Here is an 18,777-nt window from a genome sequence, read left to right on the forward strand (position 1 = left end):
AATAATATTTACAAAATGAGCAAATCAAAGGAAAATCCAAAAGTATCTATTATAGTGCCTATATATAATGTAGAGAAGTATCTTGATCGGTGTATGAGTACTTTGGTCAATCAGACGCTTATAGACATAGAGATTATCATGGTGGATGACGGGTCACCTGATAATTGTCCACAGATGTGTGATGAATGGGCAAAAAAAGATTCCCGTATCAAAGTCATTCATAAGAAGAATGAGGGATTGGGATTTGCTCGGAACGCTGGATTAGATGTGGCAATTGGAGAATATGTCGCATTTGTAGACAGTGATGACTTCACGGAAAAGGATGCATATAAATGTCTGTATGAAACTGCAAAGAAACGTGATGCAGATGTGGTTTATGCTGGATATCATTGGCAGAATACCGAAGGTAAAGAGTCTGTGTTTTTTGTTTTGGATAAAGAGTGGAACGGCAGAGAAATAGTTAGATTCTTAGGGGATATGATGTTTGATGATAACCCTCCGGAGAAAAATATCTGCATGTCTATGTGGAATGCAATCTATAGGCGAGATATCTTAGAAAAGAACAATGTCAGATTTCAATCAGAAAGAGAAATCTTATCTGAAGATATCGTATTTCATACACAGTTTTTGCCCCTTTGTAAAAAAATCGTATGTGTACCGAAAGCCTTCTACCACTACTGCTACAATGGTGAATCCTTGACACATACAGATTTTAAAGTTGCTAAAATTGAAGCTAGTCAGAAATTATATGAGACGTTATCTGATTTAATAGAGAAGTACAAACTTCTAGAATTAAGATCTTCTGTTAGTTTATTATTTGAGAATTATGTCAGAGGTATTACTTTGAAAGGCATTCTGTTGTCTTCAATGTCATTTAAAGATAAATATAAATATTGTAACAAAGTCTACAATTATTGTGGATGGAATAAAGTCTTTGCTCCTTTAAAAAATAAGAAGATACCAAAGAAAGAAGCATTTGGAGTATTTCTCATCAAGCATAAAGCATTCTTGTTGAATTATCTGTTTTTTATTTTTTGGTACAAGATATTAGGCAAGTCTAAATTTGATAATATATAGTTTCGCTATCTTTCAACCATCATCAATGCTAAGAAAATAGGTAAGAATTGCAAAATCTTTCAACAAGTCACAATTGGCTATAATGGTTCTGAACAACCAATCTTAGGTGATAATGTGACAGTATGTTGTGGAGCTAAGGTTTTAGGTGATGTACACATTGGTAATAATGTTGTTATAGGAGCAAATGCCGTCGTTGTGAAAGATGTTCCTGATAACGTTGTTGTTGCAGGTGTTCCTGCCAGGATTATTAACGTGTATGATCCAGATAAAGATTATTGATATAAAATTCAAAGAAATATGTCAAATAGAATCAAGGAAGACCATGATGAAATAGCCCCCAAGAATCTAATTCTTGTCGATACGCCTGTAAATAAAAGTTGGGGGGGGTATTACAAGGTCTGGAAGACGTTACTAATGAAGATTGGATTATTGTTTATAAAGAAGGAAGATTAAGTGTTCCAAGATGGAAGCGAATCCTTAATTTTATTATTTTTCCCCTATCAATTATTTTTGTTAATGCTAAAAATGTAATAGCTTGGCAACAATTTTATGGATTCTTGTATTTGACTTACTGTAAACTTTTCAATGTTAGGAAGAATACTAAAGTCATAATATAGACATTCATATATAGGCAAAGGATCGGTTTAAGAGGCTATATTTATAAGCGTTTTGTGCAATCTGTTTTAAATAACCAAAGATTGAAGCGTATCGTCATCTATTCCAAAAATGAAGTTGAATTCTATTCTGATTGCTTTACGCAAGCTAAAACAAAATTTGTCTATTTGCCTTTAGGTATAGAAAAAATTTCGAAAAGTATTAAGGATAGGCCCATAGATGAATCTGATTATATATTTACGGCTGGTGTTAGCAATAGGGATTATGACTTTTTAATATCACTTATAAAGAATACTAATTATAAACTTAAGATAGCCTGTGATGGGTTGAGTGCCCCTCATCATGAAAATGATAGCATCACTTCAGAAGCATCAATACAATAAATTTCTATTAATATTTCTCAAAATATTACATTTATTAAGAAAGGTATTAAGAAAGTAGTATTTAAATTGCAGAGTATGGCAAACAAGCATAATAACATTAAGCGATTGATTCATCGCAGTTGGGAAGAAATACAGGCTTCTGCGGATGTGGCTAAAGTCATATCCCTGAAGGCGGCATTACTCACATTCCGTGCGAAGATTGATATTCAGATAATGAACCGCAATGGTTATAAGGAACCTGAAAGTGTCAAGAACAGACTGATGAAGAAGCATCAGGTGATGATTGACTTCCTCGAGTATAAGTTTAAAGACTTCTGGGCGAAATATAATCCGCTATGGAGGGACAATTATCCCACTTGTGACGAGAAGCTACGCAACAAGATTTGGATTTGTTGGTGGCAAGGAATAGAGAACGCTCCTGAGATCGTCAAAGCCTGTGTCAACTCTATCAAGAGGAATGCAGGCGAATATGGAGTAATAGTAATAACTGATGAGAATTGCAAAGATTATATACAGTTTCCAGATTGGTTAGTGCAGAAGTATAAAACCGGTGTGTTCTCAAGAACACATTTTTCAGATCTGCTCCGCATGAGTATACTCGCCAAATATGGCGGCATTTGGATCGACTCCACTTTCTTCTGTACCGGAAGAAGCTTTGAGGACTACATGAAGCTACCGCTTTGGTCTATCAAACGTCCCGATTATCTACACGCTTCTATTGCGAGCGGCTATTTTGCAGGTTACTCGTTGGGATGTGGATACGAGAACAGATGGATGTTCGCGGTCATTAGAGACTTTCTATTCAATTATTGGAAAGAGTGTGATAAGTTGATTGATTATCTCCTTGTTGATTATGCCGTAGTGGTCGCAGAAATGCACAATAAGGAGATTGCGGATGCCTTTGCCAAGATACAGCCAAACAACACCTATTGTGATGAATTGTTTAAAGTGCTTGGACAACCTTATGACGAGCGAGTCTGGCGCGCTATATGCAAAGACACATTTCTTTATAAGTTGACTTGGAAACAAAGTTTCCCGAAAGAGATCAATGGGAAGCCGACATTCTATGGTATGCTTTTAGAGGATAAGTTGCATTAGCTTGACTGACCTATCGAGATCTACAGATGACTTAACTTTAATATAGAACACCGCTTTGAAAGTATTATTAATCGACGTCTACAATTTCAATAAAGGTGGAGCAGAGACCGTTTGCTTTAATACGGGCAAACTGTTGGAGGAACATGGCCACAAGGTTGTTTATTTCACGCTGAAGTGGCCACAAAACAATCCTTCGCCTTACAGTAAGTATTTCCCGGAATCAAAGGAAACGCGTAAAGGTCCGCTGCGGCAGGTGAAGAATCTGGTTAACTATTTCTACCATTTTAAAGCTGCCAAGAAGATAGAAGAGCTGATAAAGGTTGAAAAGCCTGATATCGCTCATATTCATTTGATGTGGGGGCAGATTACGCCGTCTATTCTCCCTGTATTGAAGAAGTACAATAGCCCTGTATTGTTTACGGTCCACGATTACCGCCTTGTCTGCCCTGCCTATACTTTCCGGGATGGCAAAGGTCGTATCTGTGAGGACTGTAAGGGTAAATATTTTTATAAATGTTTTACCCATACATGCTGTAAGGGCAGTAAGATGATGAGTGCGGTCATGGCTGCTGAGCAATATTTCCGGAATGCGTTCTTCAATCCCGCCAAATACTTCAATGGCTTCATTTATGTCAGTAATTTTGCCCGTGAGATTCAGGAGAAATATATGCCGGCTGTTAAATCGACACCGAACATCACACTGTATAACTTCTCAACCTCTATCAAGGACGCTCCGAAAGTATATCCCTCACAAAAGTATTTCCTTTTCTATGGTCGCCTGTCTTATGAGAAAGGGGTAAAGACTCTTCTTAAAGCGTTCCGTAATGTGCCTGACTGCAAATTAAAGGTAGTCGGTACCGGTCCCAAAGAAAATGAACTGAAGGCTTTTGCAAGGGACAACAATATGCAGAATGTAGAGTTTCTTGGCTACAAACGTGGAAAAGAACTCACAGACCTTGTTTCTAATGCTTATTTCGTGATTGTTCCGTCGGAATGGTATGAGAACAATCCCATGACCATCATCGAGTCGTATTCTGTTGGAACACCAGTTATTGGTGCTCGTATTGGGGGTATCCCTGAAATTGTGGTTAATGGAAAAACGGGATTTCAGTTTGAGAGTGGAAATGTAGAAGATTTGAAATCGAAGATTAATTGTGCGGATCAGTTGACGGCTGAAGCCTATACTAAGTTAAGTCAAGGTACACTTAACTTTGCCCATGACAATTTAAGTTTAGAAAATTATTATCCAAGACTCATTTCTTTCTATAAACGATTTGTAAAAGAATAAATGATAAAGATAGTTGTTACAGGTACACGTGGCATCCCTAATGTGATGGGTGGTGTGGAGACACATTGTGAGGAGCTCTTTCCACGCATTGCGAAGATGGGATTCGACGTGACGGTCATCCGGCGGTCCACTTATGTGCACGACGGACTGACGGAATGGAAGGGTGTGAAGCTCGTGGATGTCGACACACCGAAGAAGAAAGCCTTTGAGGCCATCATCCATACATGGCGCGCCATCTGGAAGGCGAAGCGTCTGCATGCCAGCATTGTACATATCCAGGCCATCGGTCCGGCGATGCTCACACCGTTGGCACGTCTGCTCGGCATGAAAGTGGTGTTCACCCACCATGGTCCTGACTACGACCGTGACAAATGGGGCTTCGCCGCCAAGACGATGCTGAAATTCGGAGAGCGCATGGGCTGCATGTTTGCCAATGATGTGGTGGTGATATCTGACGTCATCCGTAACATCGTCAAGGACAAGTATGGCAGAACGAAGGGTGTGCACCTTATCTATAATGGTGTGCCGGAGCCGGAGATATGCGACTATCCCGAATATTTCGATGAATTAGGCATTGAGAAAGGTAAGTATGTCCTTGGCATGTGCCGCTTTGTGCCAGAGAAACATCTGCACGACTTAGTGCATGCTTTTGTGAAATGGCAGGAGAAGCACCCTGAGCGGAAGGACATCAAACTGGTACTTGCCGGTGATACCGACTTCGAGGATGATTATTCGCGCGGCTTGAAAAAACTGGCGAAGGAGAAAGGTGTCGTGCTGACGGGATTCATCAAAGGTCGCAAACTGCACGCTCTGCTCACCAACTGCCTCTGTTACAGTCTGCCGTCGTCGCACGAGGGTCTGCCGATTTCTCTGTTGGAGGCCATGAGCTATCGTGTACCGGTTATTGTCAGTGACATCCCTGCCAACTTAGAAGTGGGACTGCCAGAGAAAGACTATTTCCCCATGGGGGATGTGGAAGTCCTCACCGCCAAGCTCGATGCTGTCCTCGCTGAGCCCGCCCATCATGTGGAATATGACATGAGCAAATACGACTGGAATAAGATCGCGGAACAGTTTGCAGAGATCTATCGCTCGCTGGAGAAATGATTTTTATGCCACGGACGACACAGACGGCACGGACGAATAATAAATAATTTTTTGATAAAACAGAAGAATATCAAACGTTCCTGTATCAAATCAAAGCAATAGTAGGTCCATTAATTAAAAGGCTCCATGATCTTCTACTTGAGCAAGTTCTACGTAATAGGAAAGGTTAAGTGGCTAAAATGGTTAAACAAAAAATATAACACTTAGTGAATAATAAAACAAAGAACAGATTAATCAATTTTGATATAGCAAAGGCTATATGTATGATTTTAGTTGTAATAGGTCATTACATTCCTGAAAACGCTCCAAGCTGGTATGTGATGAACAAAGAATTCATATATTCATTTCATATGCCTTTGTTTATGTTTGCAAGTGGATTCATCTATATAGCATTCAAGAAAGATGAAGGCTACGGACACTTTCTTAAGAGGAAGGTGAAGCGTTTGATGATACCATATATTGTTACATCACTTATAATTGTAACCATCAAATTGCTAACTGAAAAGACCGCATATGTAGAGAATCCTGTAACAGTATTGTCATATATCAAGGTCTTATACAGTCCAGTGGCAGGTTATTTCTTGTGGTTCATATGGGCACTATGGTGGATGTTTGTCATTGCGCCTATATTCAGATCGAAACGATTACGAATTACGGGCTTCGCCATAGCCTTATTACTTCATTACATGCCTATATCTATTACAACTTTATTCTGCTTGGAACAAGCACGAATAATGATGGTATATTTCTTTCTTGGTATCGTTGCATATGATTATAGAGAAGTGTATATAGGCTACACAAAGAAATTGGCCATACCCGTAATTTTACTATTTGCAGGAGGAGAGTATGTTTTTCTTGAACATCTATCCGTATTGGGGGGGCAATAGAGAACATGATACCATATTTAGGAATTGCAACAGTAATGTATATTTCAACGTTGTTGGAACATCATCAAACATTGGTCTTTAGTAAAGTGCTCTGTTCAATTGCTCCTTCTACTTACATTATTTATCTATTCCATACAACTTTTGAAGGATTTACCAAAGCAGTTATTCATAAGATACCTGCATTTTGTGAAACTTCAAGCGAGGTAATGTTTACTTTAGGAGCAGTTGTTGTTGTTTTTATCGGTATAGTCGGTCCTATCGCCTTACATAAATATGTTTTATCTCGATTCAAAATCACACGATTCATGTTTGGGCTAAAATGATACTAATTTTGTATCTAAAGAATCAAAGAGGTTATTAATTAATAAAATGAACCTTGTTTTTTTGTCTGATAACACAAAATCCTTACCTTTGTAGAGAAATAATAAGAAAAGAAGATGAGTGAGTCTATCCAGATACGTAATTTCGGTCCAATCATATCAGCAGATTTGCAAGATATTAAGAAGTTCACGATTATTATAGGTTCTTCTGGATCGAGTAAGAGCACAATCATTAAGTTACTCTCATTATTTCGTTGGCTATATAAAAGACTCAATATCCGTGCATATCATACGTTCCATTATTAAGAATAGACATTAAGGAACAGAAATGACATACGAAGAAATCTGGCAGAAGTTAAAGAGGATGGGGCAGCGTAACCGTAAACTGCTGGCTTATGAGATGTCGCTCAAGGGTCTCAACGTGGGATATGTTCATCCCCACTACTACTTTGATGCCAAAGGCGTACATACTATTCTTTTTTATCCCAAGGGCAGCCAGTATGAGACAGATGATAAGGACGGAAAGTATTTCAGCGCATTGAAGGAGATTATCGAGAACGACAAAGAGATACATGTGCGTGTCAATAGATATGCATGGTTGCCACGGATTGTCAACGATTGGCGTGAAGGTGAAATCGTAAAGTCTTATATTTGTTCCCGTTATAATGGTGTGTGGGTTAACAGATGGTATAGGATACTGCCCGGCAAGAGCCTTGCGGGTGAACGCCCCCGCTCTCTGTTTTTGTCGAGTCAGAATGGATATCAGCTTGTATACAAGATGACGGCTTGCCACACGGATAATAATGTGCAGGAGATGACGTTCTTAAAGATGGAGACCGGCAAATAATCTCCAAAATCTCTGGCAAACAGTACAGATATTGCTCTGCCATTCGGGTTACACAATAATAGCCTATGGCATCCATGGTGCAGATGCCCCCCCGGCACCGGCAAGACCCATATTATTGCTGTTATCGCCAGATTATCAACTTCTTGATTTTCTAAATGTAGTGGAACAAAATCCTATAATCGGTCAAGATGCTATATTTAATTATAAAACAATATAAGAAGATAAATCCATATAAAAGGATAGGTTTGTAATTGGAGACCTTGACTGAATAGATCCAAAACATCTCTTTCGAATATTAAATATTTTCTCTGCACATACCTATAATATCAGTGGCGTCAATGAATGGAAGAATATCGATATTATCAAGGTGGTCATCAACACAGTAGATAGATTGCTCGGTCGCAAGGGAGGCGAAGAATTGGATTTGATTACCTATGTAACCGATAAAGCAGGTCATGATCTCCGCTATGCCATTTACTCATGTAAGCTACAGGCTGAACTCGGATGGGAACCAAGTTTGCAGTTCGAAGAAGGTATCGAAAAAAACGGTGAAGAGGTACCTCGAAAATCAAGAGTGGATGGATCATATTACTTCTGGCGAGTATGAGAAGTATTATGAGAATATGTATAAGAATAGATAAGACAAAAAGGTATAAGCAGGTACACAGGTGGAACGGAAGTTTATGGTTCGATACCATTACCTGCTACAAAGTATCTTCCGCTTAACGATAAAGAGTAACAGTGATAATTTCCGTCAGAGTGCTATCCAGGGCATCATGAAGCGTGTGAAGGCCAAAGGTGCTAGTTATCATCTATGAGCCAACACTGGAGGATGGATCTTTATTCTTTGGCAGTAAGGTGGTGAATAACTTAGAAGAGTTTAAGGCACAAAGTAATGCTATTATCGCTAACCGATATGATGCTTGCTTGGATGATACAAAAGAAAAGGTGTATACCAGGGACTTGTTTCATGAAAACTAGAAAAGTTATGACGGCACTATGATGTCATTGGTCTGCCTGTATAGGAGCAACCAGATTTCTTTCGAGCAGTTCTCGAAACTCTCTGAGTCTGAAATTCTGAATATTATAGAGAAGTCTAAAGACCTTCCTATCAGCAAGGAATGCTTATTTGCTCTTATGGAATTATTCTAAGTCTAATTAAGATAGGCTGTCGTAAACTACAAAAGATGACAAGCCAAGGGTAATGAATCTTGCATTATGCTTGCTATTTAATACTATTTTGTCCGCTAAAACTTTTTGAACCGTAGAAAAAAAAGGTCGGTATCCTCGTTTGGATTCCGACCTTTTTTTGTATTCGCCCGACATGGGCATAATCTAATGGAGGAAGTCCTGAGTGCGATCTGATAGCGACAGGGAAGGACTGAATCCATTAGATTATGCTCTTAATCGGGGAGGTCTCACGGACGTGGTAGCGACCGAATATAACTCAAAGACGTGGAGTAACACTTTTTGATTGAGGGGGGCTTATTTTTTCAAAAAAAGTCCGCAATACCTGTTTATCGGCATTGCGAACAATATGATTTATCGCTTTTCAGATTTTAGCGGACAGCAATAATTATAATACGCTTTTCTGGTCATTGTATTACGCTTGTTCGTATCTATTTAAATAATCACGTAATCTCATAGCCTGTTGCTGAGTAATATTTACAAAACTAACATATTGCTTTAAGGTATTTACACCATCTTCGTCTATAATACGCCCAATTGATACATTTAGCAAAATAGAAGGTAACGATGTAACACCCTCCATATCAATAGATAGCTTATCATTTTTTTGGATAGCTTCTTTAATAGAACTATAGAGAACTTCACCTGCAGCAGGAAGATTCTGCCTAGATTCTAAAATATCAATCATTTTTATCATACACATAAGCACTTTTTTTACCAATCAAATTCTTCTATTATCACTTCATCCTCAGATTTACTCAAATCTACTTCGAAGTAAATCAAAGTTCCAGGATAATTAATGTCGGTATCATAAAACTGAATACCGGTATTTTCTTCTTTTAGCAATGAAGCCATACCACTAAATATTCTAGCGGTATCTGCTCCATTCAAAATATTAGCTAAACCAAATCCCCTATTTCTTAGTGTTGAGCCAACCGTAAATTTATCTTTAACGGCTATCTTTAAGGCTTCTTTATCATTTTTGATAGAAGGTAAGAATGATCTAACTGATTTTGTAATGCCAATTCCGAAATCGGAAATGGCCACATGCAGTTTATTGTCTTCTTCAATATACTTTATGATTGAAAATGCATTATTACCAGCTTTAGCATGATCAAAGACATTATAAAAAGCCTCTGTCATTATTGTACTTATAAAACTTAAATCCTTCTTTTTGAAGTATGTATTTCTAAAGTAATCTTCTACTTTTTTTGCATAAAGATCCATCTCATTTTCTACAATTCTCCATAGATTAAAAATATCTTTAGAAGTCTTAGCTTCTACGTGATTTTTTCCACCTTTCCAATACTCAGAGAAATTAAGGTCCTTGTAAATATATTCATAAACAGGAAGGTTTTGAGCTTTATTAATATAAGTCAAATACCCGTTAGTCGATAAATAATGTATGAGATTTGCTAATGTTACAAGATGAAAAGGTAAAATGTTTTCAACATTAATAGAATTAGCAAAAAAGAATGTTACTTTTGTACCATTACCATTTTTGCTTAACTGTCCATAATAAGTACAGATTTCATGACGCCAATAGCTTTCATCTGTATTATTAAATTCTATTTTTATTTCTTTTGACATTCTATAACCTATAGATATAAAATATAGTTTGCAAATTTAATGCTATTTTTTTAATTTAAGTCATTAATAATCTTGTTTTTTAACTCATATATCAAAATTGAGACATTTTTATATGACCATTCTTGCAAAGCACTATTACTCCATCTTAATAAAGCCCTTAAAGTCTTCGGCAGCAGCGATAGCTCTATCTTGAGCCTGCAGACCGAGATATTTCCTGAAATTCCTTTCGGAGCTATGGCCCGTTACGGTCATAATCGAACTAATCGGAATACCTGCTGTGTAAGAATTTGTCGCAAAACTCCTTCGGGCGGTATGCGATGATAACATATCACAAAATCGTATTGGTGTTTTTTTAGAAGTCTTCGTACAGGGCTGATGATCAAAATGCGGATACCAGGTCCAGCCCATTATTTCGCCTAGTTTCCGCAGATTTTTATTGAAAGTTATTTTACTTGTTTGAGGTAAACTGCCACCATATTTATCCAATATCGCCTTCACTCGCATATCAAGAGGTATATAGACGATAGTTCCTGTTTTCACTTGTCTGAGCTTGATAAAATTATGCCCATTCAGATTAAATATCATATCACGGCTGATGCGCATAAAGTCGGATATACGTTGACCTGTCAAGCACCCTACAATGAAGACATCCCGAGTTTGCTCTAAACTTGTATGACTCCGTTCGCTCGAAGAGTCAATAGAATTTAAGTCTACCATTCGAAGATTTTCTATCTGTTCCGGAGTCAGAAAGATTTTATCCACCTCCTCTTGAGCCGGGATAAAATCAGGATGTTGCCAATCTATCTTTTTCGTTTTCTTATCGAAATAAGCTGATTTCATGATGACATGAAGTGAAGCCATTCTCGTGCTAATCGTGTTAGGCTTAAGACCTCTATCCTGGAGATATTTCACAAAGTTGCGTTGAAAAGTCATATCTACCTGTTCTATCGTAACTTTATGATGAAAGAGGTGTTGATAATCGTACAGACACTTTAATGTGGCCTGCATATTATCGATATACCCCTGAGATACAGGTACGGCCCGATGTCGCTTAAGTCGCTTACCCGATTTCAAATCAGCAATATACTCTTGCATATACTGCATGAGCAAGGTTTGCTTACGATAATGTATACCCAGGCTTTTCGCCTTCTCTTCACCAAGGATAGAAATCTTAATTTCTTGTATCTTGTTAGCAGCCGTATTTGCATCGAAATGCTGTTCTAATTCTATTTTTATCAGAGAGAGAATCGTCGAGAACTGGCCATAAGTGATGCCGATACTAGACATAAAAGCCGAGGAAGAATAGTTGAGTTGTCGAATATTCTCCCATTCAGTAACCTTAATCTTGAAACCTAAAGCATATTTCCGGTTAACTCCAGGCTCTCGTACATGTGCGTAAATGCTACCACAGTCTTCAAATCCACGCTTTTGCGATTTAACAAAGATATAGTCCAAATCCAGATTTTATTTAGAAATAGTTGAATGTGGTGAAAAGTTATGTTTTTCATCTACTATTAGTGCAAATATAACAAAAAAATCCGAATAGGAAGTATTCCTTAGGCTATCTAAAATAATTATTTAGCAGGCTTCATCTATTACTGGCTATATCTAAGCAGCTATGTTCTATGATAAATGTAGACAAATCTTTTCTAGGTGCAATATATTTATCAAATGCTTCTTGCGCATAAGGAGCTATCCAACTCTGGCTGCCATCGGGCGGATTAATGCCGCAGTCTATACTATCTTCTAAATCTCTAATCGTTAATTGGGATTGACGATAACAGCAAATACGGGTCAGGCATATCCCTGACCCGTATTTTATTTTACCCATTATTGTAAAAAAATTTCTTCAGAACTACTTCGTCTGCAGTATATGGATTTTGAATTAGATATTCAATAGTCTCACGAAGAATCGTCATTTCCTTAGCATCTCTCAACTTTTTAAATAGTTTAGTAAGATCCTTATTATTTAAAGAATCCTTATGCTTTGTAATCTTCATCAATCCTTCTTGTGTATCAGGAAATCCTTCTCCTTTTAAATCAAAGCCAATTTGCTCAGCACAATGAAGAATAAAATTCTCCATAATATTATTTATTTTAAGAAAATAATGAGGTTTATCTGGATATTTGCACAGCGTTAATTCCTCCGATTGAGCGATAATCTGGCTTTTCTGTGCATAGGTCGGCTGGCGTTTAAATTTATCTGCATCTATAATACCTACAGCAAAGTTATCAGAAAATTTAACCATCATCTCTTTGGCGACTTGTGAGCATGTAGATTGATGATTCACACCTTCAACCCGTAATAAGGTTTGTATGAGATTTGTGTCAACGTAGCATTCTGGGATGATGTTAGTATAATTCCTAGCCATTATGTTATTAGAATTTATTTAAGTTTTCAATATTAAAGAATGCATCAACACCATCATCGTATATGGCCTGTAAATCATCCTCTGTAGCAGTACAAACCTCTGCATATTTGCCTTTTTCCAATGTAAAGAAAAGGGCGAACTCATCGATGTTTCTTTCTAGAAAATGATTCAATACATATGGACTGTGTGTGGCAATCATCAAAGAATTACTACGGCCATTCAAAGTCTTTTCAATCAACCAATCTGACACTTGTGCTTGAGTTGGTGGAAATAAATTATTTTCAGGTTCCTCTAAATATACAACATTATGGTCTGTAAGCAGGTAATGGCCATAAATATCATCAAATTCATTTGCTGTCTTCTTGTCATCAAATTTTAATAAGTTACCAGCAACAACCTTGTTATATGGTAATCTGACTGTAATCTTAGACTTTTCACTCTCATCTGTAAATGAGGTTTCTCGTCCTATTGTACGTCCTTTCTCTTTAAATAATTTTTTATAAATGTTTTTAAGGAGATCAACATCTTCCCAATCGCCAGCTATACGTTTTGCTTTTTCAGATTCATATTGAGTAGTATATTCATAATTAAGCAAAACGAAAAGAGGAATAAGCGACTGAAGACCACTTGAAGTATTAGTAAAATCCATAGGCAACCCTTCTTTACCAACTATTACCTCATCTTTCTTCTTATCAGGATTAAAACGATAAGAAACGCTTAAATTAAGAATTTGAAGATCTGCAATGGAACTTTTGCGTGCATTCTCCCAATCTGTCATAAAATTACGGATATTATTACGTTCCATACTTACTTCAAACCAATTAGGAATTGCACCTACAAGGTTGCGTTCGGAAGGAATGTAACTAATCTTTGGGCGACGATATTCCCATTGTTTTTTACCCCATGAAAAATCAAATTTATTAGAATTAAAATCATATGAAAACTTCATAAACTCCGATTCATACGAAATGTAGGCATCCTTACGAAGATATCCTTGCATTTTATGAAAAACTATCAAGTCATTTACGAAATGATCGTCAGAAGAGAAATAAGAAGAAGACTGGGTAAGTTCTATTCGCTTTTCAACCCATGAACAGTAACTCGCAATCTTCAGAAGAGTACTTTTTCCCTGAGACTGTGGACCAATAATTACATTAATGCGCTTTAAATGTACATCTGCATTAGATAATGGACCTATATTTTTAATTAAAAGATGAATCATTGGGATAATTGTTTTGTTTATGCAAAGATAGCAAAAAAAGTACTAAGTTAGTCGCTATTATATTAAAAATGATACATAACTAGCTTAAGCACCCAAGAAACTTCATACAAACTATAAAAGTATGGTGCAAATCTACCATAAAGTAATAAAACTTATCTTGATAACTAATCATGAGGTCATATCCTTGTACAGCAAAATCATAAAACGAGGTTTCCTCCTTGTCTGTCTTGTATCCATGATGAGCATCTCCATTATACTTATATTCAGGAGGATACACGCCATTGTAGCGATTTCCGTAAATGTCGGTCATAAAAAGCAAAGGCCATCTGAAAAATCAGACGACCTCGTAACTCTTTCAACATCTTGGTTGATGAGCGAAACAAAGGAATATCTCCAAAATACCCACTTACCGCCAGGTAAAATCCAAAATTACTCGGCGGTAAGTGGGTATTTTTGATTAAACCTTCCCCCTCCTCAAATAAAAGCCCACTAAAAATTAACACTTTTCCGCCTAAAATCGCCCTTTTTTCTTTTGAAAGTGTTAATATAAGACTTCTATTTTTATTAGCCCCCCTGAACATTCTGGTCTCTTTATCTTTGCACAAAATTTGATTAAACATTGTTTTTAATATGAAAACAGAAACGATTTTGATGAGCCGCGAAGATCTCCAGGAGATGATGTGCGGCATAGTGAAGAATGGGTTCATAGCAGTGAAAATGAGGTTGCATCTTGCCAGTTTCCAGGGCATGTCTATGGTGATCGATAAAATAATGGTCCAATTCGTGAGCTAAGGTAAAACGCGCCTTAGAACTATTCTCCCGATTACCTCGTGCAATGTTTATATGAATAAAGAATTGATCTTGGTCTGGCTCATACCAGGTCATACCGTCAAAAGTGTTCCGTCCATAGTCATCATAAATAACACGCAATCCCTCTTCTTCTGCTATTTTATTCAGAGGAAGAGGGATTGTATACTGAGAGGCTATGACATCAACAATACTATGAATAGAGTTAATCTTCATCATCCTTTGGTTTATGTTGCTTTTTCATCTTATCTAAGATATCTTTCGGCAACTTACTATAATTACGTGCAGCCATTGAATAATGAGAATCATCTTCAGCAACCATAGTACTCATTTCATCAGAATATCCGATATCATAACTAAAGTCAGATTCAATACGGCATGTTCCATTAATAATAGAATCTACATCGACATGCCTATTCTCTAAATGAGACTTGTAGTCTTCATACATCTGGTTGAAGAACATTAACTCATCTTCACACCGTGGTGGAAGATAACCTGTAGAGCACAGCATTACTTCCAATTCTTCGATAGACAGATCTTTCATGCTTCTAATAATGTTAAATCGTTAAGAGCTTCGCACGCTTCTTTCTTATATACCCTAACCGTTACCTGTGTGATTCCAAGGCGTTTACGTAATTTCCCAAGTACTTTACGAGGTAGTTTTTTGCCACAAATATGGTAAGCCTTGTAAGTAAGGTATATAATGCGATGTTTCTCATCAAGAATCGATAATTTATTTTCTAATGCCTGGACAAGTTCTAGCTTTCTATGAGGATCATAGTCTGAAATATGATAATCGATAAAATCGCTAGCATTCTCGATTACTGACAAATCCTCCTCTTTCGTTATATGTGCACATACACCTTTTCTAGAATAATCATACATCTGAGACACTGCGATTCTAATCAGCCAATTAATGATAGCATTTTCTTCATTTTTACAATGCGACTTTCTCATCTCGAAAGTCGGATAATTCCAAACCTTATTAAAGGCGCACAGGATTGCTTCAAATGCAACATTCTCATCATAACCATTCTTGCTGGCAATTATTTCAACCGGTTTAAATAGTTTCTTCTCAAAATATGAAGTAAATAGACTTAGAGCATTTTCAGCTTCGTTTCGGTCCTTATCCTTATTTGCAATGAGTTGCAGGAGATGAACACCATCAAAGGCATTTCCTATATTTGTTTCCATTTTCTTGGTTTAACTAACGGTTTTGGTATATAGGTGAACATTCAATAAAGGATGTTCATTAAATTTTTAAGAGATGATTACAAGAGTAAAAAATGTAAACGGTTCCAGCCGTTTTGCGAATCCTGTAGGATATGATTCCTGGCTGGACTACTGGGAAGACAAGAGCGGCAAGACCGCAAAGAGATGTTCAGCAACAGACTGTCATTTACTTGGCAGAAGCAACCTTGTCGGTGCTCATGTGCAAAAGGTAAATAGCTATGACAACAACTGGTACATTGTACCTCTTTGTCGTGGCTGCAACAACCGAACAGATGAGTTTTATGTTGAAGAGACTTTGGTACCAATACCAAGTAATCTCTAGTAACTAACAATTTAAAAGCAGAAAGGAGGTGTTTAAGATGGCCCAGACAGAAGAAGGAAAGAAGAAAGTGTATGTTCACGAGCATACCAAAGAAGATGGTACAAAGGTGAGAACCCACTACAGGTCAACGCCCAATACCAGCACAGGCAAAAAATAATTGCCACTTTAAACTAGGATGTGCCTCAAGGATTAAATTCCTTGGGGCTTTTTCGGTATGTGAGACTGCTAAAAATGCACAAAAGGTGCGTGCATATCCTGCACACACCTTGTAACCAAACACCAAGCGATGTTCAGCGAGAGGATTGATAATGGTAAGTATAGAAGTATCTACCTTATCTTCCTTTATACATATTTTCGTAGTCATCTTACCTACTACCATGATTTATTATAACCTGCTAAAGCATTTTCTAATCTTCATTAATCAATATATGGAGCCCACTGTATTTCAAGCATATTATCCGAGATACGAATATCTTCTGCATCACATCGGGGTAACAGATCAAGAAATCGACAACCTGGTTCTGATGGCCTCGTTACAAGAACTAACTTACATCTTGTCTCATTTCAATAAACTGTTTTGGAAATTCAGGAGTAGACAGGGGCCAGAAACGACTTCCGATACCACCTGCCATAATTACGATATGATTCATATCTATATATCTTCGATTTAAAGATTCAATGTTTTCTTAATTGCCTCAATACGTTCGCCAGCTACCTTCATACAGCGTTCGTAATCAGCAGCACCTGTAAAGCTACTATCCTTAATTTCAAGATAGAACTTAATCTTTGGTTCAGTACCTGAAGGACGAACACTAACCTTAGTACCGTCTTCACAGAACCACTGGAGTACATTACTGGTTTCTGGCATTTCTAGTTTTTCAACAGTTCCATCTGCATGAGTAGCTTCCAAACTCAAGAAGTCCTTGCTTAATACAACAGGACTACCTGCCAGTTCCTTAGGAGGGTTAGCACGGAAATCTGTCATCATCTGCTTGATTTCATCAGCACCGCTCTTACCAGGTCGAACCACATTGACCAATACTTCACGTGAGAAACCATACTCAGCATATATGTTCATCAACAGATCGTAAAGAGTCATGCCATTATCCTTAGCCCAAGCTGCAATTTCACAGATTAAGCAAATAGAAGCAGGAGAGTCCTTATCACGAACTTTGTCGAATGGTAAGAAACCGAAACTTTCTTCACCACCGCCGATGTACTTTTTGACACCTTCGCTGAGAGCAATTTCACGGGCAATCCATTTGAAACCGGTGTAGCAGTCACGAAGTTCAATCTCATTCTTATCAGCAATCTTCTTGATAACTTCAGTGGTAACAATAGTTTTTACCAAGAATTCATTACCCTTCAGCTGATTGAGTTTCTTTTTGTTAGAAATGATATACCAAAAGAACATCATACTGGTCTGGTTACCATTCAAGATTTCCCATTCGTCCTTGGCATTACGACAAACGATAGCCAATCGGTCGGCATCTGGATCAGAAGCAATAACGAGGTCAGCATTCAACTTGGTACCCAATTTCATACCGAGTGTCATAGCCTCTGAGTTCTCCGGATTAGGCGAAACGACAGTAGGGAAGTTACCATCTATCACCATCTGTTCTGGTACGACATGGATATTCTGGAAGCCCCATGAACGAAGAGCCTCTGGAATAATCACACGACCAGTACCATGAAGCGGGGTATAAACGATATTGAGATCCTTATGGCGATTGATCACTTCCTGGTCTACCATAGCCTCTTTGACAGCCTGAAGATAATCCCAGTCCATTTCACCACCTATGATTTCTATTAAGTCCTTGTTGCCTTCAAACTTGACTTCTGAGATATTAACCTTATTAACTTCTTCGATAATACCCTTGTCATGTGGAGCCAATACCTGTGCACCATCACTCCAATAAGCTTTATAACCATTATATTCTTTAGGATTATGAGATGCTGTGACATTCACACCAGCTACACAATGCAACTGACGAATGGCAAAAGAAATCTCAGGAGTAGGACGAAGGCTCTCAAAAAGATAAACCTTGATACCATTAGCAGAGAAGATATTAGCAACCGTCTCTGCGAATTGTCGACCATTGTTACGGCAATCGTGACCTACAACAACAGCGAGATCATTGCGATTAGGAAATGCCTTGTTAATATAATTAGCAAACCCCTGAGTAGCCATACCAACAACATATATATTCATACGGTTGGTACCAGCACCCATAATACCACGAAGACCACCTGTACCGAATTCGAGATTACGGTAGAAGGCATCTATCAATTCTGATTTATCTTCATTATCCAGCATAGCCTGAACTTCTTGACGAGTCTTATCGTCAAACGCAGGAGCCAACCATGCTTTTGCACTAGCTTCACACTGAGCTATTAATTGTTCGTTAGTATTCATAAATA

General features: G+C 37.7%; 23 protein-coding genes and 3 pseudogenes. 14 read left to right on the plus strand and 12 right to left on the minus strand.

Features of this window, described 5'->3' with window-relative positions; translation table 11 throughout:
• Window positions 1-15 precede the first annotated feature (15 nt).
• The 13 genes and pseudogenes from L6471_RS03835 to L6471_RS03895 form a co-directional block, all read left to right on the plus strand.
• On the plus strand, window positions 16-1,077 hold the full coding sequence (locus L6471_RS03835) for a glycosyltransferase (protein WP_237796888.1): 1,062 nt from the start codon (window positions 16-18) through the stop codon (window positions 1,075-1,077).
• Window positions 1,078-1,191: 114 nt separating this feature from the next.
• Window positions 1,192-1,356, plus strand: coding sequence for a serine acetyltransferase (locus L6471_RS03840; protein WP_237796889.1), 165 nt, complete (start codon window positions 1,192-1,194; stop codon window positions 1,354-1,356).
• Between the two features lie 18 nt (window positions 1,357-1,374).
• On the plus strand, window positions 1,375-1,530 hold the full coding sequence (locus L6471_RS03845; protein ID WP_237796890.1) for a hypothetical protein: 156 nt from the start codon (window positions 1,375-1,377) through the stop codon (window positions 1,528-1,530).
• 245 nt (window positions 1,531-1,775) lie between these two features.
• Window positions 1,776-2,075 (plus strand): hypothetical protein, encoded by a 300-nt coding sequence (locus tag L6471_RS03850; protein WP_237796891.1) that lies wholly within the window; start codon window positions 1,776-1,778, stop codon window positions 2,073-2,075.
• 75 nt (window positions 2,076-2,150) lie between these two features.
• Complete coding sequence (locus L6471_RS03855; protein WP_237796892.1) at window positions 2,151-3,173, plus strand: capsular polysaccharide synthesis protein; 1,023 nt, start codon at window positions 2,151-2,153, stop codon at window positions 3,171-3,173.
• Window positions 3,174-3,228: 55 nt separating this feature from the next.
• Complete coding sequence (locus L6471_RS03860) at window positions 3,229-4,461, plus strand: glycosyltransferase family 4 protein (protein ID WP_237796893.1); 1,233 nt, start codon at window positions 3,229-3,231, stop codon at window positions 4,459-4,461.
• Between the two features lie 3 nt (window positions 4,462-4,464).
• Window positions 4,465-5,568 carry a glycosyltransferase family 4 protein gene (locus L6471_RS03865; protein ID WP_237797183.1) on the plus strand — a complete coding sequence of 368 codons (1,104 nt, stop codon included), beginning with the start codon at window positions 4,465-4,467 and terminating at the stop codon, window positions 5,566-5,568.
• A 263-nt stretch (window positions 5,569-5,831) separates the two neighbouring features.
• On the plus strand, window positions 5,832-6,455 hold the full coding sequence (locus L6471_RS03870) for an acyltransferase family protein (protein WP_237796894.1): 624 nt from the start codon (window positions 5,832-5,834) through the stop codon (window positions 6,453-6,455).
• Window positions 6,456-6,460: 5 nt separating this feature from the next.
• Window positions 6,461-6,778: a hypothetical protein gene (locus L6471_RS03875; protein WP_237796895.1), complete on the plus strand. Its 318-nt coding sequence runs from the start codon at window positions 6,461-6,463 to the stop codon at window positions 6,776-6,778.
• A 114-nt stretch (window positions 6,779-6,892) separates the two neighbouring features.
• Complete coding sequence (locus L6471_RS03880; RefSeq protein ID WP_094447956.1) at window positions 6,893-7,081, plus strand: hypothetical protein; 189 nt, start codon at window positions 6,893-6,895, stop codon at window positions 7,079-7,081.
• Window positions 7,082-7,103: 22 nt separating this feature from the next.
• Window positions 7,104-7,622 (plus strand): hypothetical protein, encoded by a 519-nt coding sequence (locus L6471_RS03885; RefSeq protein WP_237796896.1) that lies wholly within the window; start codon window positions 7,104-7,106, stop codon window positions 7,620-7,622.
• Between the two features lie 310 nt (window positions 7,623-7,932).
• Window positions 7,933-8,263: pseudogene (locus L6471_RS03890) on the plus strand (GDP-mannose 4,6-dehydratase); the annotation flags it as partial.
• A gap of 72 nt (window positions 8,264-8,335) precedes the next feature.
• A pseudogene (locus L6471_RS03895) lies at window positions 8,336-8,603 on the plus strand (UDP binding domain-containing protein); the annotation flags it as partial.
• Between the two features lie 622 nt (window positions 8,604-9,225).
• On the opposite strand, the gene L6471_RS03900 reads toward L6471_RS03895, so the two are convergent.
• The 9 genes from L6471_RS03900 to L6471_RS03940 all read right to left on the minus strand — a co-directional run bounded on the left by L6471_RS03900 (window position 9,226) and on the right by L6471_RS03940 (window position 15,995).
• Window positions 9,226-9,507: an STAS-like domain-containing protein gene (locus L6471_RS03900; RefSeq protein WP_223918733.1), complete on the minus strand. Its 282-nt coding sequence runs from the start codon at window positions 9,505-9,507 to the stop codon at window positions 9,226-9,228.
• A gap of 17 nt (window positions 9,508-9,524) precedes the next feature.
• Complete coding sequence (locus tag L6471_RS03905; protein ID WP_094447958.1) at window positions 9,525-10,400, minus strand: ATP-binding protein; 876 nt, start codon at window positions 10,398-10,400, stop codon at window positions 9,525-9,527.
• 135 nt (window positions 10,401-10,535) lie between these two features.
• Entirely contained in the window at window positions 10,536-11,855 is a 1,320-nt protein-coding gene (locus L6471_RS03910) for a site-specific integrase (RefSeq protein WP_237796897.1), read from the minus strand.
• A gap of 368 nt (window positions 11,856-12,223) precedes the next feature.
• Window positions 12,224-12,772 (minus strand): hypothetical protein, encoded by a 549-nt coding sequence (locus L6471_RS03915; protein WP_237796898.1) that lies wholly within the window; start codon window positions 12,770-12,772, stop codon window positions 12,224-12,226.
• A 7-nt stretch (window positions 12,773-12,779) separates the two neighbouring features.
• On the minus strand, window positions 12,780-13,994 hold the full coding sequence (locus L6471_RS03920; RefSeq protein WP_027453894.1) for an ATP-binding protein: 1,215 nt from the start codon (window positions 13,992-13,994) through the stop codon (window positions 12,780-12,782).
• Window positions 13,995-14,257: 263 nt separating this feature from the next.
• Entirely contained in the window at window positions 14,258-14,614 is a 357-nt protein-coding gene (locus tag L6471_RS03925) for a hypothetical protein (protein WP_237796899.1), read from the minus strand.
• Window positions 14,607-15,020, minus strand: coding sequence for a hypothetical protein (locus L6471_RS03930; RefSeq protein WP_237796900.1), 414 nt, complete (start codon window positions 15,018-15,020; stop codon window positions 14,607-14,609). Before L6471_RS03930 ends, L6471_RS03925 begins: the two co-directional genes overlap by 8 nt.
• A complete protein-coding gene (locus L6471_RS03935) occupies window positions 15,007-15,345 on the minus strand; it encodes a hypothetical protein (RefSeq protein ID WP_237796901.1) in 339 nt (112 codons plus the stop codon). The genes L6471_RS03930 and L6471_RS03935 overlap by 14 nt, the downstream gene beginning before the upstream one ends.
• Window positions 15,342-15,995, minus strand: a complete 654-nt coding sequence (locus L6471_RS03940) for a sigma-70 RNA polymerase sigma factor region 4 domain-containing protein (RefSeq protein WP_237796902.1) — start codon at window positions 15,993-15,995, stop codon at window positions 15,342-15,344. The genes L6471_RS03935 and L6471_RS03940 overlap by 4 nt, the downstream gene beginning before the upstream one ends.
• A 73-nt stretch (window positions 15,996-16,068) precedes the next feature.
• Between L6471_RS03940 and L6471_RS03945 the strand changes: the two genes are divergently transcribed.
• A complete protein-coding gene (locus L6471_RS03945) occupies window positions 16,069-16,356 on the plus strand; it encodes a hypothetical protein (RefSeq protein ID WP_051214707.1) in 288 nt (95 codons plus the stop codon).
• A gap of 124 nt (window positions 16,357-16,480) precedes the next feature.
• On the opposite strand, the gene L6471_RS03950 is transcribed toward L6471_RS03945, so the two are convergent.
• The 3 genes and pseudogenes from L6471_RS03950 to L6471_RS03955 form a co-directional block, all read right to left on the minus strand.
• Window positions 16,481-16,735, minus strand: coding sequence for a hypothetical protein (locus tag L6471_RS03950; protein WP_237796903.1), 255 nt, complete (start codon window positions 16,733-16,735; stop codon window positions 16,481-16,483).
• A 181-nt stretch (window positions 16,736-16,916) separates the two neighbouring features.
• A pseudogene (locus L6471_RS14120) lies at window positions 16,917-17,006 on the minus strand (sugar phosphate nucleotidyltransferase); the annotation flags it as partial.
• A gap of 17 nt (window positions 17,007-17,023) precedes the next feature.
• Window positions 17,024-18,772, minus strand: coding sequence for a phospho-sugar mutase (locus L6471_RS03955; RefSeq protein ID WP_237796904.1), 1,749 nt, complete (start codon window positions 18,770-18,772; stop codon window positions 17,024-17,026).
• Window positions 18,773-18,777 lie beyond the last annotated feature (5 nt).

The organism is Segatella bryantii, from assembly GCF_022024215.1.
GTDB lineage: Bacteria > Bacteroidota > Bacteroidia > Bacteroidales > Bacteroidaceae > Prevotella > Prevotella bryantii.